Origin of the sequence: Alkalinema pantanalense CENA528 (genome assembly GCF_050753345.1) — a bacterium.
In the GTDB taxonomy this organism is placed as follows: Bacteria; Cyanobacteriota; Cyanobacteriia; order Leptolyngbyales; family Leptolyngbyaceae; genus Alkalinema; species Alkalinema pantanalense.
In genome coordinates, this window is record NZ_JBLZFX010000212.1 from 1 (window position 1) to 1991 (window position 1991).

1 protein-coding gene is annotated in these 1991 nt (G+C 38.0%); it reads left to right on the forward strand.

Annotation, left to right across the window (positions count from 1 at the left end; genetic code table 11):
- Positions 1-200 precede the first annotated feature (200 nt).
- On the forward strand, positions 201-1814 hold the full coding sequence (locus tag ACN4EG_RS27630) for an alpha/beta hydrolase (RefSeq protein ID WP_431633501.1): 1614 nt from the start codon (positions 201-203) through the stop codon (positions 1812-1814).
- Positions 1815-1991 lie beyond the last annotated feature (177 nt).

Sequence of the window (1991 nt, forward strand, 5' to 3'; positions counted from 1 at the left end):
CGGACGAGGAGAAACGGCTGGATTCGGTGGAGTAAAGCCTGAAGACATGGGTTCAGTTCGGATAAGCAGGACAGGTTGATCATCCCTCAAAACCTCAATTCGGTCACGAGTACGGGGGGAATAAGCTGATAACTCACAGTCTGTGCAAATCGTCTGTATACAGAGCTACTCTTTAAGATGCGCTTACCCTGTTAGTCTGCTTGTCATTGTTATCCATAGAATTACCAGTTAAGGCAGCAGAAAGGATTTCAGTTTTCACTCCGATTGGTGAATTTGACATTTCAGTACAATCGTTAGAGACTTTTGCTACAGAAGGTAAGATTGACAAAGAACTTAAATTTTATACCCAGCGTCTTTCGCATGATGAAATGGCAAGCCTGCGGGAATTATTGCAAAAACGCATCAAAATTAATCATGTGCAAGTTTCACGCTTCCTCTACTCTTCTGTAGGTGAATTACTACTAAATTACTTGGGCGAACATATCCAAACTGATGCTAACTTAAACGGATTTTATGCTTTGCGATCGTCTTTAGTGTTGGCTGCAATAAATCAGGATGGTTTGAACTTAATCGATGTCCTCAAAGAGTATCCATCGCCAACAATTCGGATTAATCCTGATGTTTTGTTTAAAATTTATGGTTCACTTGAAGAGTTGTACGAAAAAACAAACCAAATCTCTGACTTTTTACAGCAATCTGAAGTTGATAATTCCTACTCTAGCTCAGAATCAGCAAGTCTACCTCAAATAAACTTGCAGCAATCCGGTAGTTTCTCAATTGAAAAACAAAAACTCTACCTTTATGACCAAGAGCGTGAACGATCGTTAACTACAGATTTGTATTTACCCATAGATCACAAGAACGCACCAGTAATGATTATTTCTCATGGTTTTGGGAGTGCAAGAGATGATTTTGCTTATCTGGCAGAACATTTGACGAGTCACGGTTTTGCAGTTGCTGTGATACAACATCCAGGAAGCGATCGCCAACAATTAGAATCCTATCTCCAGGGTACAGCTAAGGATATTCTACAAGTCAATGATTTTATTGACAGACCCCAGGATATTAGTTTTTTGATTAACCAGTTAGAACGCTTAGAGGAAATTTTACCTGATATTCAAAGCCGTTTCAATCTTCAACAAATTGGGGTAATTGGGCATTCTTTTGGTGGTTATACTGGGTTAGCATTGGCGGGGGCTAAACCAAATTTTGATGTATTGACAAGAGAATGTTCTGCTCAAAACTTTAATCTAAATGTTGGTAATGCTTCTCATTTACTTCAATGTCTAGCCCTCGATTTACCCGAAAAATATTGGCCAGACTTAACGGATAAGCGAGTAAAAGCGGTATTTACCATTAACCCTATTGGGGCGAGTATTTTTGGTGAAAAAGGTGTAGAAAATATCGAAATTCCTATCATGATGGTAGCAAGTAGTGATGATGCGATCGCTCCGGCTCTTTTAGAACAGGTTTGTCCTTTTTCTTGGTTAAATAGTCCCCATAAATATTTGGCTTTCATTGAAAATAGTACCCATAGTGACGCAACACAATCAACAACTCCTAGCAGGATCAATATTATCGATGAACTTGACAGTCCTGACCCAAAACTTGCCCGTAATTATTTGAAGACAATGAGTTTAGCTTTTGCCAAAACTTATATTGCTTTAGAAGGTAATTATAAAAATTACTTGCAAAATAGCTACACTCAGACTATTAGCAAATCAGCAATGCCATTGACATTAATTAATTCTTTGACAAAAAATCAACTGTCTCAGGAATTAAAAATAACTTGTCCGGCAAGTTTGTCGGATTAAGCAATAATTACTGTTTCCTTTTCAAAAATTTCTGAGGTAAATAAATCAGATGTTAGAACACTTGAGTCGAGTGCATCCCAGATTTGCAATGAGTATAAATGCTTAAGTCCATAAGTTGACTTCAGCGCTACACTTTAAACAGAATTCCTCTACTTAAGTTGCTCTATGGACGCTGAC